Genomic DNA, 14795 nt, shown 5'->3' with positions numbered 1-14795 from the left:
AGAAGCAGGGCTGTCTAATTTTTGTTTAAAGGGGAAAAATTAGCGGCTTCATAAATGCCTCCTTGTCTATGGATGAGGAGGTTTTTATACAATATGTCACATTTATTAAACAAGTGTTAAATAATTACCAAACGTTTGGTAAAAAACTATTTTCATCTATATTTGCAGTATGAGACCGCAAAAAGTACAGGATATAGAAATGCTAAATGGCCTTATGTCAGTGTTTAGATCTAAAGGATATGAAGGTGCAAGCATGGCCGAATTATCTGAAGCTACTGGTTTAAAAAAGGCAAGCTTGTATCATCGTTACCCTGGAGGCAAGAAAGACATGACATTAGCGGTTTTAGTGTACTTAGAAGAAAACATCAAAAAACATGTTTATAATGTCTTGACTGATTCTGAAAAAGGAAAAAAAGTACGCTTAGAGGAAGCTATTCGAAATATAAAAACTTTGTATGATGGTGGGAGCGAGGTATGTATTTATAGGTCATTATCTTTAGATAGTGGAATAGAACTTTTTGGAGCTCAAATTAAACAAGGGATTCATCTAATTTTAAATGGATTTAAGCAATTTGGATTAGCCAGTGGTATGTCTGAAACTGACGCAACCGAAAAAGCAAATCAAACTTTTATAGAGATTCAGGGAAGTTTAGTAATGTCAAAAGCACTACAGACAACAAAGCCATTTATTGATAGTTTAGAAAAAATTAGATTAAGATACATATAAAAAAATTTAAAATAATATTTTACCGAACATTCGGTAATAAATTAAAATATGATAATTTATAAACCATAAAACAATGAAAACAATTATTAGAAATTATGTAATGGCTGCTGTTATGGTCATCACGATTACACCTACCATACTAGGTCAGTCACAAAAGTTAAAAGAGAAAGATTTTTCAACAACTTACAAGACTGTTGAAGTAAATGAACTAGATATCTTTTATCGTGAAGCAGGGGATAGAGAAAAGCCAACTATATTATTGCTGCATGGTTATCCCACATCATCACACATGTTCCGCAATTTAATTTCAGATTTATCTTCTGAGTATCATTTGATAGCACCAGATTATCCTGGTTTTGGTAGAAGTTCCCAACCTTCAATAGATGAATTTGAATATACTTTTGATAATATGGCAAATGTTATTGAAGCTTTTTTGGATAAGTTGAATATAGATGAATATAGCATCTACATTATGGACTATGGTGCACCAATTGGATTAAGAATTGCTTCAAAATACCCAGAGAAAGTACAATCATTAATTGTCCAGAATGGAAATGCATATGAAGAAGGATTAAGTGACTTTTGGATTCCCCTAAAGAAATACTGGAATAACAAAACATTAGAAAATAGAAAACCTTTAGAAGAGTTTAATTCATTCGAAGGATTGAAATGGCAATATGTACATGGCGTACAAGACGTTTCTAAAATTAGTCCTGATAACTGGAATATTGATTTACAGCATTTAACGAGAGAGGGTAATAACGATATTCAATTAGCAATGTTTTATGATTATAGAACAAATGTGCCTCTTTACCCAAAATGGCAGCAATACTTTAGAGATCATCAGCCACCGACGCTTATTGTTTGGGGAAAAAACGATCAAATATTCCCTGCTGAAGGTGCTTATCCGTATAAGAACGACTTGAATAATGTAGAAATGCATCTACTCAATACAGGGCATTTTGCTTTAGAAGAAAAAGGAGCAGAGATTGCCAACTATATTTCTAAGTTTTTAAAGAAGAATAAAATAAGATAAACAATGAAAGAACAGAAATATCCATTGCCACCATTTACGGAAGAAACTGCAAAGCAAAAAATTCAAATGGCTGAAGATGCTTGGAATTCTAAGGATCCCATAAAAATTTCGAAATCATATTCTGTTAATAGCCTATGGCGCAATAGAAGTGATTTTATTAATGGTAGAGAAGAAATACAAGTTTTTTTGAAAAGAAAGTGGGAGACCGAATTAGATTATAAACTAAAAAAAGAATATTGGTCTCACTCTGGTAATCGTATAGCAGTTAGATTTGAATACGAATATAGGACAGATAGCGGACAGTGGTATAGGGCTTATGGGAATGAGAATTGGGAATTTGACAACGATGGACTAATGAGTAAGCGCTATGCGAGTATTAATGATTTGCCAATAAAAGAGAAAGATAGAAAGTTTAAAAACTAGATCATTTTTATAAAACCTCTCCAAATAAGGTGAGGTTTTATGAGTTTAATAAAAGTCATGAGCATAAGAACCACTAGAGCAATTCTTCATCTGTAATACTTTTTCCTCTGGGAATAAACTGATCCTTTATTTCGATGGAGTTCGTGTCAAAAGATCGTATTTCAGCTTTATTAGCAATGTATGACTTGTGAATCCTAATGAAGTTTGCCGGCAATTCTTCCAAGGCTTTTTTAATAGTGCCATAAGTGGTGATTTTTGAGCCACCTTGCAAATGATACGTAGTATAGTTGCCTTTCCCTTGAATAAACAGAATTTCGTTGGTGTTAATTCTATAAAATCGTCTATCCGCTTTTAGTTCTATATACATGGCCGTTTCTACTTCATTCTTTCTTTTTTCAATTTGAAATAGCTGAAATATCTTAAAACTCAGAATAAGAAACACAGTTGTGTTTATCAATATCATTGCTCTGAGCAACATTTTGAAACTGAATAACTCTTCCGAAGGATTATTCAATATTAAACTCTCATAAAAGAAGTGTATAAAGATTCGCTGTAAAATGGCACTGAATAAAATTAGTCCTCCATATCCCAAAATGAACTTTATATACTGTCGTTCTACCAAAAACTTTGGTAACAACACATAGATAGTTACATATACTGCCATGATTCGAATGGGAAGTAAGATAAACTCAAGGAAAAAAGAAGCTTTCAAACCCTGCCCAGTTGCCCAAATAAGACTGAAAAAAATGTAATAGGCTATCCAAAAAACGACGTGAGTAGCTATTCTCGAGTTGAACAAATAAAACCTATCGGGACTCATTTAAAGTTATGATTAAATCCAAGTCATCTGAATCTGACTTTTCGTATAAAATACTAATGGCTTCGTATAATTTATGATTTAATTAAAAGTAAGCAATATAATTTTAAGCAGGTATTCAGAAATTAAAAAGTCATGTTAAAAAAGTATCAGAAAATTTCAATCGTTTATATCCTTTTACTAGTCTCAGCAGGCTACTGCTATTCTCAAACTCTTGAACGAAGAGCAAGTTGGGACGCAAACATCTCGAGCCCAGCTGATAATATCCCAGGCGCAAAAATTGTATCGGTAGAAAGCAATAGCCCTCTCGAAAAAGCAGGGTTTAAGGCTGATGATATCATCATTAGAGTAGACAATGTTCTAGTTGAAAATGATGAAGCCTGGACAGAAATGACCTATGGTATAAGATCAACAAAAACGACAGTTATTGAAGCACTCAGAGGAAGTGCTGTAGTTAAAAAAGAAGTCAAACTCAATCCTTTGCCTATTGAAATACATGACGATTTAGAGACTTATTATGAAGAGGTGACCAGTAGATACGGTATTACACAGAGAATCATTATCACTAAACCCAATAAGCCTGGGAAACAACCAGCAGTTGTGTTACTTGGAGGTTTGAGCTGCTCGAGTATTGAAGTGTACCCAGGAAGACGAGGTAATTGGGTTCGTGTCATTAATGACCTTGTCGAAAAGTCTGGGATGGTTGTGATGCGAATAGAAAAACCAGGAGTAGGCGATAGTCAAGGCGATTGCTCTAAAAGTGATTTCAATACAGACTTGGCAGGATATAGAGCAGCGATACAGATGCTAAAATCAAAACCTTATGTGGATGCTTCAAAAATAGTGGTTTACGGATCTAGTATGGGCAGTGCTTTAGCACCATTAATGGCCAATGAGTTTGATTTGGCAGGTGTCATATCTGATGGTACATTCTTTAAAACCTGGTTTGAACACATGTTGGAGATTGAGCGAAGGATAAGAGAAATGCGTGGTGATACCGAGTCAGAAATTCTGAAGAAGATGAACAATTACTACATACCATTGTATTACGGGATGCTTATTCAAAAGAAAACATATAAAGAAATAGAGGATGAATACCCAGCTATAAAAGAGTTCAATTATCATAGTGCCCAACACATGTATGGACGTCCTGTTGCCTATTATCAGCAATTACAAGATTATGACTTGGCTGGCGAATGGGAGAAAATAAAAGCCCCTGTGCGAATTATGAGAGGCACTAACGACTGGATTATGTCTTCCTTTGATAATAAAATGATAGTAGATGTCTTAAAAAAGAATGGCCATACAGATCATGTTCTCTATGAATATCCAGGTTTAGATCATTGGAATACCATCCATAAAACTCCTAAAGATTCATTTGTTGGAAACCCAGGAGAATGGGAAGATGACATTAGCATGATCATAGTAAATTGGGCTAGAGAACTGGCAGGTTTGGAGTAGCCTATGACTTATCGATACTTTCTCCAGCTAGTACCAATTGTACATTCACAGTTACTAGCACCTTGCAAGAATTCTATTCCGATGGTGATAGAGTGTGTACCAGAATTAAAGGCTGTAAGATCATTTATGGTAATTTGATAAGAGTAAGCAAAGTAATACCCATTTCTCATAATACCAGCCATAGGTCCAATATTTAGAGGCTTGAAAAATTGATCGTTCAAGAAACGATACGAGCCACCTACCCAAAAGTAATCACCTTGTCTATTGAACCAACGCGTTTTAAAGTTGATGTCAGTACTAGAACGCTTATCACTCCAATATAACTGATAAAATACTGAAGGTTCGTATTCAATATCTTTATTGGTTTTATTAGTGATAATGAGTCCAGAGTATAATTGAAAATTTAAAAGATCGCCTGGCTCTGCACCAAAGAAATCATCAATATCTTTTTGAAGAATGTTATTGGCATTCAAACTTGCATAAAAATCTTTATAACGAAATAAGGCACCAACATCAAAGTTGTGGTTGGTACGTGACCTATCATCAGTAATTGCTGGATCATCAATTGGGTTTCCGTCAATAGATTGGAAATCTTCTATCGCAATCCTAAAACTGTTAATGTTATAAGACAATCCGAAAGACAAATACATCTTTTCCGTATAACTCAACATAAGATGGTGAGCATAGGATAGTTTAGCACCTTTTTGGCGTGTGTTACCATTTCTATCATTATACATAGATAAACCGATACCTGTTCTGTTGGCGATTCTTACGTCTGCATATAAGGCCTGATTGTCTGGGGCATTTTTAATACCTACCCATTGTGTTAAACCATTGGCTCTAACTCTAAAATTATCTCCAATCCCAGCGTAAGTAGGTGAGATAATAAAAGGGTTATCTGCCAGATACTGTGTCCATACAGGTAGGTTTAACTCTTGTGTATAGCCATAAGAGCAGAACAGTAAAAGAATGTATAATGTAATTTTTTTCATATCTCTAGATTTTAAATCAACCGAATTTTTTTATCTATAAAGCGTAAAATGTCCAACGTATTCTTCATTTAATGCTTCACTATTCGGTCTCACGACATACCAGTAATCACCTGTTGGTAATTCGGTGCCATTATATTTACCATCCCAATATTCGCCAACACGATAAGAACCAACTTTACGGCCATATCGATCAAAAATGTCGAACTTCAGGTTAGGATATTTCTCAGGGCATTCAACCGTCCAGCCATCATTCACACCATCGTTATTTGGTGTGAAATAATCTGGAATACAAGGCCCAAGAATTTGTATGTCTATTTGAGCAGTGGCTTCGCAACCAGCGCTATCAATAACTGTTATTGTATATACTCCAGACTCAGAAACGATAAATATGTTGGTAGTGCCATAATTCTCGTCGTTAAGGTAGAATTCATAAATTCCAGTACCACCAGTAGCATTGGCAATAATCTGACCAGCTTCTACACCTTCAACTAAGGCAAGTTCTACAGGTTGAAAATCTTCTATAACAATTACTTCTGTAGTTTGAATACAACCATTAGTATGTCTAACATCTATAGTGTGATCACCAGGAGATACATTTGTAAATACATTACTCAATTGATAATCACCACCATCTAGAGAGTAATCTAGCTCAGATGGATCCACGCTATCTTCGTCAACAGTAACGGTAACTGTATTGACCAGCGTGTTGTTCTCACAAGCATAAGTTACTTCTGCAATAGGGATGAAGCTAATGGACTCTGGGAAGGTAATATTCCATTCAGATTGACAACCTTCAGCATCTCGAACAAAAACAGTATGGTCACCGCCACTTAATCCAGTAAAATCAAATATGGTTTGGTTTGGTGCACCTGTAGTATATGGACCATCATAATTATCTAGACTTACGCTATAAGGCAAGGTACCGCCAGAAATATCAATACTAAACTCTCCATTGGCATCTCCTTCACAAACTTCTTCAAGCAATGAATCAGGAACAATAGAAAGGATAACCTGTTCAGGATTAGAAATAGTAAAATTGAAAGTTAAGTAACAACCTAATTCGTCTTGTACAATAACATCATAATCACCAGCAGCTAAGTTTTCAAAAATATTAGTCTCAAAGAATTGATCCAGTTGAGGTGAAATCGCATATTTAATAATTCCGGTTCCTCCCGAAGCATTGATCTCTAGAACACCATCATCATTTCCACTACACGTAATATCATTAACTATGAAATCAGCAATCAATGGATTACTAGGTTCTACTATTGTAATTGGAGCCGAAGCCGTATCACAGTCACCACTTTCAACAAATACCACATAAGTTCCAGCAACTAGTTCGGTAAAGATTCCTGGACTATTCTGCGTAGCAGGAATTGTATTTCCAAGTGTGTCCTGTAGTGTATATACATAATTTCCTAAACCACCTTGAGCTGTCGCGACTATAGAACCTGTGTTATCTCCAGTACAATTGATGGTTGGATCTTCTGATTCCAGATTAATAACTAAGTCTGGTAATGGGTCAATAGTGATTTCATTTGACACCTGAGAAATACAACCGTTGGCATCTCTAACATAGTACATGTAAGTTCCATCTGGTACTGAGAATGTTGTCGATGTTGTAAAGGATCCTAAAACAGTAGCAAATGAAGCAGTATCACTATATTCATACGTTCCAGTTCCGCCTGTGGCACTTAAGGTAAGTGTTGATTCTGTTAAACAACTTTGAGAAGACGTAAGCACTAAGTCGGCTTCTATTAAAGTTGGTTCAGAAATAACAATATCAACTGATGTTAGAATACAGTTATAACTATCAGTTATGCTTACTGAATAAGTTCCTGCGCCTAAATCTGTAAAGACATTAGATGTTTGTGGTCCAGAAGAACTAGGTACTGGTAAAATAGTGTTTAGTGTATACAGATATTCTGCACCTTGACCACCTGTGACATTAGTTATTGTTATCGATGCATCTTGATCACCAAAACATGCTAACATATTTGTACTAGGCGTAAACGTAGCATCAATAGGTGTAGGCTCTACAAGTGAAACATTCACAGAAACGATACAGTTTTCAGCGTCTCTTACATTTACGGTGTAGTTTCCAGCAGATAAGTCAGTAAATGTTCCATTTGAAGAATACGGAACATTGGCATCTCCTGTCAATTCATATTCATAGTCTCCCCAACCACCACTCGCAATAGCTGTAATAGTCCCTTGGTTGTTATCACAAGTAACATTAGAGGTTTCTGTTGCTGAAAGCGTTAACGCTTCAGAAGGAGAATTAATAATTACGTTAGCAGTAGTAGAACAGAAAGGACTTTCAGTTTCATTAATCACTACTGTAAAACTTCCGCCTGGCATTCCAGATACTGTTACTGGGTTTGTTGAGGTATTGGCATTTACAACTCCTGTCACAGAAGTTCCTGAGTTGTCATCAATAACTTCATAAGTATATGCACCAGAATATCCATTTATATTTATTTCGAATGAACCATTAGTATCTCCAAAACAGCTTATATCTGTCAATGGAGTAGTAGTAACCGTTGGAGGAATTGCCTCAGGTATTGATATCGTAGCCTCTTCTGTACACGATGTAACGGTATCTGTTATTGTGATTGTGTAAATTCCTGAAGGTACTCCCGAGAACACATTTCCACTTAAACTTACAGATGCTGGATTTGGACTAATCGTATATGTGAAGGTTCCAGAACCTCCTGATGCGTTTACCGTAATTTCACCATCATCATCATTACACGATGCAATACCAGTTACCTCTGGCGTTATCGTTAGAGGTGCAGCAATATCTACTGATACTAAGTTTCCGCAACCATTCGCATCTTGAATTTCTATAGTATGTGTTCCAGAGAATAAATTCGAAATGGTAAAAGGAGCAGTTAAATTTTGAAAAGCTCCACCATCAATACTATAGCTATATGGTGCAGTTCCTGTAGTATCTAGAGTTACATCAATTTCAAACTCACCTTCTGCAGTTGTACATTGATTGTTTAGCGTAGCTGAAATCACTGGAGATGGATCCGCAGGGACAACCACAACAGGACTTGATATAATACAATTATAGGCATCCATAACATGGACATAATAGTTTCCAGCATCTACATTGAAAGTATTGGCTGAAGCCCATGACGGATCTCCTGGAAGTGGAGCCGCTGGAGTTGTTGTAATTTGATACACATAAGGCGCTGTACCATCCTGACCTATAGCACTGATTACTCCAGATGCTGTATTACAATTAGCATTTTGATCAACAGATGTAGTTAAATTCAATAAAATTTCAGATTCTGTAATGTTGAAAGGTGTCGTAACGATTCCACAACCAGCATTAGGACCCGAAGTCTCACTGATTACCACAATATAGTTTCCAAACGGTAAAGGGCCTAAGTCAGTAACTGTAAGTGTACCGCCTGCTGTAATAGTTCCAGACCCGCTAATCCCTGTTGTTGTTAATGATAAAGAATCGAATATTTCGTAATCAACATCTACGTTAATACCGTAGCTGCTATCAACAGTAAAAGACACAGTTCCATCCGCACTTCCGGTACAAGTAATGTTGTTTGAACTCATAGCACTTAGCACCAATGTTGAACTGGTAGGTATTGGTGTAGTGGCAGGCTCATAATAATGACAATTGGTAGACGCATCATATACAATGAATGTATAGCTCACGCCTGGTGTTAAACCTGTGAAAGTGGCCGATTGACTGCCTGGGGAATCTTCTGGAATCCAAGAACCTGGAGGGTTAGGATACACAGATACTGGGCCTTGATAAATACTGAAAAAGAACGGTCCAGAACTTGGTAGCGTTGAACCTACACTCACTACAGCTTGTCCGCCTAATGCACAATCTACAGTGGCATTGACATTAATGTCCAAATCAGTAGGAGGAGAGGCTACAATAACATCCTGTACTAATACAGAACATCCGTTGGCATCAATCACATTGATCTGATACAAACCAAAATCAACAACATCAAAACTTACGGAGGTTGTTCCAGAAGCATTAAATTCTGAATTAGAATATCCATTAGTTCCTGTAACATGATAGGTATATGGCGCTGTACCTCCCGTTACAGAATCTACAATAACTGAACCTTGAGAAACACCACCAGCCGAACATGTAATATCTACAGTATGGTAGTTAACAAAAATTGGATCTGGTTCATTAATAGTAATGGTTTCGGTATCTGTACAAGAATTCGCATCAGTTACTGTTATAGTATAGGTTCCAGCTGGTAATCCAGTAGTTTGTGTTCCGTAGTTTGTACCAGTAGTATCGTTATTTACATTTATTGTGAAAGGCGGTGTACCTGTTGTAGTATCAATAGTAATATCTATAAAACCATTTGAATCTCCACTACACAATATTGGTCTTGTTTCCACTACAGAAATAATATCTGGTAATGATAGAGGCTCTACTGTTATGATGCTTGACTCGGCTGTACATCCGTTGGCATCCGTAACTTCAAATTGATAAGTTCCTGCAGTAGACGTTGTATAATTGAATGGTGTTCCTGTTGCACCCAAAGGCGTATACGCACCTCCATTTATAGATACAGCATACGTATATGGCGCTGTACCTGTTATAGTTCCTGTAATTTCAGCGTCAGGTGAAGCCGTACAATCCAAAGCTTCAGTTAAAACAACATCGACTGTTGGCATTGTTAAAGGATCGATAGTATAAGATTCAAAGTATACACAATCATTTTCATCTCTCACCTGAAATGTATAAGTACCAGGCTCTAATCCAGGAAATACATTTGATGTTTGATAAGGAGTCGCGCTCGCTGCTGGTGCTATAATCTGATATTCTAAAACTCCTGTACCACCAGTTACACTTGTAATAGTAACCGTTGTTGTATTAGAAGGACAAGTTACAGGCGTATGATCAAAGGTCATATCCGAAGGAGGATCCAAAGGATCTATCGTAATTGTATTGCTAACGGCAGTACAAATATTAGCATCTTGTATGGTAATAGTAAAACTACCAGCAGTTAAACCAGTGAATGTATTACTTGCTTGAAAATTGACACCATCAATACTATACATATATGGTGGTAAGCCTCCCGTAACACCAGTTACTGTTATAGTTCCCGTTGAAGTACATGTATAATCTGAAGTTAATTCAGCAGTACCAGAAATGGCAGTATTTGTTGAAATACTCACAGTTTGAGGATCAGTTGTACAGATAGCTGAACCTGCAGCGTATTGCACTACAACATCATAATCGCCTGCTGCTAATCCTGTGAATACAGGTGAGCTAAAGAAGTTAACACCTCCATCAATACTATACTCTAAACTGTAGCCATTGGTTGCTGTCACATTAATAGTAATGGTTCCTGTATCTCCAGAATCTGAACAAAGGATATCCGTTGTTGCTATAGTAAACTCCGGCTCTGGTATATCATCTACAGTTATCGAGGTTGTTGCGCTACAATTGTTAGAGTCAATGACTTCTATAGTATATGTTCCAGCAGTAGTTACTACAATTTCAGGAACAGTTTGAAAATCAGGTGATCCGTTAACAAAGTAGAAGTATGGTGGTGTACCACCTTGAGCATATACTGTAATCTCACCATCTTCACAAGTAAGCGGTACTGTAACTGCTGCAGAAACCGTTAGTAAAGGTGGTTCTACAATTGTGATGTCTTCAGAATAGGTACATCCATTCTCTGTGACTAGCGTAGCAGTATAGGTGCCAGGATTTAGATTGGCAAACGTATAGGTATTGTCAACTATTGGACCAACAGAATTAATTAGTGTTGCGCCTTGGTAAAGTGCATACGAATACTGTGGATCTGCTTCATTGGCAGCAATGATAATAGTTCCTTTATCTCCAAAACATAAAGGTTGAAGGACAGTGGATGATCCTGAGAAATCACGTTCATTAATTTGTACATCCGGTACTGTGAATACACACGGATTAGTTGGAACACCTATTTGTCTTATATAAACCGTATAGTTGCCTGGTGTTGTTACAGTAAATACATTACTCGTTTGGTAGTTAACATCATCTAAGCTGTATTCATAGCCAGACGGTACATTGTTTACTGTTATGGTACCTGGTGTGGTACAGATGATATCTGTAGAGGACACCGTTGCATTCAATAAGTTAGTGTATACATTAAAAAAGAATTGCACCACACAACCTCCTGAAAAGTTTATGGTTAATCGATATTGACCTGCTGTATCTACTTCATAATCTGGACCTGTTCCTACTTGGTTCCATGTACATGATGCATCTTCATTGGCACAATCTTGATTTGCTACTGGAGGACAACTGGTTTCGTCTAGTACTTCCCAAATAATTGAAGTTGCACCTGCAATATTGGTTTGTATATCTCTAGAATCATTCGCACCGCATAAAAATATATTAGGCAATAGCTTTCCGTCGTTTGGACAAGTAACTACTTCATCTGCAAAAGGAATTACTGGATTTGGAATGTCTGCACCAAATAACTCCACAACAAATTCTTGCTCTGTAGATTGACAAGGTGCTAGAGCAGTATTGAATACATAATAAGTACCAGGAGAGGTAATCGTTATGGTTTGAGATGTCCCAATAACTGGAGTTCCTGTGGGGCTGGTAGACCATGAGTATGAATCGTATCCGTCAGCTGCTGTTAAATCTACACTAGCACCACATAAAATTACATTCTCAGTAAAAGTACAATCGAGATCGGCTAAAAAGTTTGTTGCTTGAGGCGTTAATAAACATCCAGTGTTACTATTTAAACTTGGGTCATCTGTAATTTGGAACGTAGGATTATAGAATCCATTATAAGTTGCAAAAGCTTGGTTACTTACTATATTTGAACAAGCATCAGCTAGCTGATCACATGAATCAACTACCTGTACTTCAATTCGAATTTCGTACACTGGATCGTTTTCTTCAACTAGTGAATCATCTATATTAAAAATAAGTTCTCGTGTTGCTGGGTTATAACTTTGTACGGTTACTCCAGGAGGCAATACAAGATCAGTTGGGTGGTTATATATAATATTTATTGGTAGAATATCTCGTATCTGGAAATTTGTTGCATTATCATTTCCTGTATTTTGGAACCCAATAACATAATTTAATGATGAACCAAGACCAACGAGTTGTCCACCAATATCATTTCCGGCATCATCCTCTACAATTTTTGTAAGCACTATGTCGGGCTCAATGATATCTACTGCAAAAGCAAAGAAATACTGAAAGTATGTATCTCCACTGGTTTCTAATCGTACAGTTGCTGAAGTAGCATCATTGGCGATTACTGAATTGCCAGGATTTGGTATAGCCATAACTCCTGTATCGAAACCTAAGGTGTTTGTACTGTTTGGAACCCTATCGTTAACGGGTGTTGCATCTAACTGGGTTACTGAACTATTGAAGAAATTCGCCACAGGACGATCTACAGTAGAAAGACTCACACCATTCAATCTTAAGCGATCTCCTAGGATTGGGCTATCACCTTCGAGCGTTGCGAACGCAAAATTAGCTCTTACAGGTGCCGGAGCAGGAACAGTTCTAAATCCATCTATAGGAATATCTAGATTTGGATTGTTACCAGGAACACTAATGGCACTAAATCCGTCAAAACTTGTAATTGATTTACCAGGTAAGGTAGGGTCTTCATATACAACAAATAATGACCATCCTGCTGAATGACCTGTTCCGTTATAAGGTACGTCTAGAGCTGTTTCCCCTTCAGCTGAAGATACATTTGCTACTGTATAGGTACCTAAGTCGGTTCCTAAATTTGTGACGATGTCTGTAACGTCTGCATAACAAGCATATGAAAAACTATCACCGCCGTCGATAGATGTTCCATTAGCATCAAAAATGATGGTTCCTTGTATGTCATTGTAACCACCAGTTGGACCTCTAAACTTAACCTCTGTTATTGGTTCGGCACCGGGACTAACTGCACCCCAATAAAGACTTGCGTGGATTATTCTATAACATTGAGGGTTTGGTATGTCTAAGTCTGCACTCGATGAACTGAAGGTAGAGGCATCACTATCAATATCAATATACTGCATATTGACATTGTGATTGTAGACAGAGTTATCGTTGAACGCATTATTATCTGGTCCCAGAATATTATTACCAATAAGAATAATATCACCTTTAACATCCAGATCGAATCTAGGCGTGAATGGGACGTAATTCTGCGCATATAGTTGTAGGCCAAAAAATAATAGCAAAATTGTGATGGCGGTTTTTGAAAATGTAGGTCTTTTCATAGTGCTTAATTTTTAACTCCTTTTTAGCTTGGGGCATCAAAAAGGAATTGGGGCCTTATATATTTAGTTTTCTATTTTCACGAGGGACATGTTGACATTATATGGTTGACTTCCTTTTAATTCCATTGCTCTATTAGCAGATTGTATATCACTAAACTTATTGTAGTAGATGTAGTACTTACTAGTATTGACATCATAGAAGAAGTCTACATCTGCTCGCCCAGAGGCATAAACCTTAGTGATAAACTCATTTCGTTTTTCGGTGTCGCTATGTACAGCAATAATTAAATAATAACCACTGCTAACGTTGCCTACGTTTTTGAGAATCTGTATGTTACTACTTTGTTCTTCTCCAAAATCGAAATCTTCTGTTTGGTAGACTTCACTTCCAGCGACAGTATTGTCTTTAATATTCTTTAATGCAGCTCTATCACTAGTATAGCGTTCTGTTTCATTATCGAATGCTGCACGTTTAATTCTTCTGTTACGCTCAAATTCAGTAGCTGCTCTAATGTTTTCTAATTCTAGTTGTAATCTTATTTTAGTCTGAGCTGCTTCTATTTGTTCAGCATTTAGACGATTGATTTCTTTTTGATAGAAGACATACACTTCATCTAGGTAAATGGTATCTCCTTCAACTTCTCTATAGCGTTCATCGTATAGTGATTTTAGTTCTCTGATATCATTACTACGTGCATTAATGACACTATCTAGGTCAGCTATCATTGCGTTTAATCTTCTGTTTTCTTCAGCTGAATTTTTAAATGGTTTAGGTTGAGTAACAATACCTTGTTCGTTGAGGTCATTCTCTTCCTTAAGATCCTTAAGATCTTGACCTTTGATCACAACAATATCATTGATGTTATCAAATAATTCATCTTGAGTTGCTTTTGATTCTTTAGTTTTCTGAATGATAGCATACATTGCTTTACCAAGCTCATCTTTGGCATTAGTGATCAACTCTTCTTTAGCCTTTTCCTCAGCCTCTAGTTTAGCCTGAGCTTCCGCTTCTTCTTTAGCTTTTTGTTCAGCTTCAAGTTTGGCTTGTGCTTCTGCTTCTTCTTTAGCTTTTTGTTCCGCTTCAAGTTT

7 protein-coding genes and 1 pseudogene are annotated in these 14795 nt (G+C 36.7%); 4 read left to right on the top strand and 4 right to left on the bottom strand.

The features are described 5' to 3' along the window. The first annotated feature begins 169 nt into the window (after positions 1–169). The 3 genes from NCE97_RS06025 to NCE97_RS06015 all read left to right on the top strand — a co-directional run bounded on the left by NCE97_RS06025 (position 170) and on the right by NCE97_RS06015 (position 2186). On the top strand, positions 170–727 hold the full coding sequence (locus NCE97_RS06025) for a TetR/AcrR family transcriptional regulator (protein WP_353778050.1): 558 nt from the start codon (positions 170–172) through the stop codon (positions 725–727). Positions 728–800: 73 nt separating this feature from the next. Then, positions 801–1763: an alpha/beta fold hydrolase gene (locus tag NCE97_RS06020; RefSeq protein ID WP_353778049.1), complete on the top strand. Its 963-nt coding sequence runs from the start codon at positions 801–803 to the stop codon at positions 1761–1763. A 3-nt stretch (positions 1764–1766) separates the two neighbouring features. Next, entirely contained in the window at positions 1767–2186 is a 420-nt protein-coding gene (locus tag NCE97_RS06015) for a nuclear transport factor 2 family protein (RefSeq protein WP_353778048.1), read from the top strand. Between the two features lie 73 nt (positions 2187–2259). Here NCE97_RS06015 and NCE97_RS06010 read toward each other — a convergent pair whose 3' ends face one another. Continuing rightward, complete coding sequence (locus NCE97_RS06010; protein WP_353778047.1) at positions 2260–2850, bottom strand: LytR/AlgR family response regulator transcription factor; 591 nt, start codon at positions 2848–2850, stop codon at positions 2260–2262. Positions 2851–3138: 288 nt separating this feature from the next. Here NCE97_RS06010 and NCE97_RS06005 point away from each other — a divergent pair, with 288 nt between their 5' ends. After that, entirely contained in the window at positions 3139–4464 is a 1326-nt protein-coding gene (locus NCE97_RS06005) for a PDZ domain-containing protein (protein ID WP_353778046.1), read from the top strand. An 8-nt stretch (positions 4465–4472) separates the two neighbouring features. Here the strand turns inward: NCE97_RS06005 and NCE97_RS06000 are convergent, their stop codons facing one another. The 3 genes and pseudogenes from NCE97_RS06000 to NCE97_RS05990 all read right to left on the bottom strand — a co-directional run. Continuing rightward, positions 4473–5456 (bottom strand): PorP/SprF family type IX secretion system membrane protein, encoded by a 984-nt coding sequence (locus tag NCE97_RS06000; protein WP_353778045.1) that lies wholly within the window; start codon positions 5454–5456, stop codon positions 4473–4475. A gap of 30 nt (positions 5457–5486) precedes the next feature. Then, positions 5487–13706: a T9SS type B sorting domain-containing protein gene (locus NCE97_RS05995; protein ID WP_353778043.1), complete on the bottom strand. Its 8220-nt coding sequence runs from the start codon at positions 13704–13706 to the stop codon at positions 5487–5489. 63 nt (positions 13707–13769) lie between these two features. Further along, positions 13770–14795, bottom strand: a pseudogene (locus tag NCE97_RS05990) (PorP/SprF family type IX secretion system membrane protein); the annotation flags it as partial.

It is taken from the genome of Winogradskyella sp. 3972H.M.0a.05, from assembly GCF_040493455.1.
Classification (GTDB): Bacteria; Bacteroidota; Bacteroidia; order Flavobacteriales; family Flavobacteriaceae; genus Microcosmobacter.
The sequence above is the reverse complement of the archived record's forward strand: the minus strand, read 5'-3'. Positions and strand labels throughout refer to the sequence as shown.